The following is a 409-nucleotide window of genomic DNA, read 5'->3' as shown; positions in this document are numbered from 1 at the left end:
GACGAAGCCGCCGCGCGGGTCCGCGAAGGCGCGGCACTGTCGTCATCGCTCGGCGCGCAGAAGGTCTTTCCGTCGCTGCTGGTGCATCTGATCGCCAGCGGCGAAAAAACCGGCCGCCTGCCCGAGCTGCTGGACCGCGGCGCGCAGAACCTGTCGCGCGACCTGGAACGGCGCGCGATGGCGATGACGGCCCTGCTGGAACCGGCGCTGATATTGCTGATGGGGGGATTTGTCCTGCTGATCGTGCTGGCAGTGATGATGCCGATTCTGGAGATGAACCAGTTGATCAGGTAGGGATGCGGGCCGCAGGGTTGCGGGCCGCTGAAATTCGGGCCGCGTGTTGACGCGGCCCGTGAAAGATGCGGATCAGAGCGCCTCTTCGTCGCTCTCGCCGGTGCGGATGCGGATG

The 409-nt window shown here is 66.3% G+C and carries 1 protein-coding gene; it reads left to right on the top strand.

Annotated elements, in window-relative coordinates:
- A partial coding sequence (locus B3446_RS16865) for a type II secretion system F family protein (protein ID WP_291383539.1) occupies nucleotides 1-294 on the top strand: 294 nt, incomplete at its 5' end.
- Nucleotides 295-409: the final 115 nt, after the last annotated feature.

It is taken from the genome of Achromobacter sp. UBA5777, from assembly GCF_002418565.1.
GTDB classification, from domain to species: domain Bacteria; phylum Pseudomonadota; class Gammaproteobacteria; order Burkholderiales; family Burkholderiaceae_B; genus Achromobacter; species Achromobacter animicus.
Note: the sequence above shows the minus strand (reverse complement) of the source record. Positions and strands in the feature narration are given on the sequence as shown.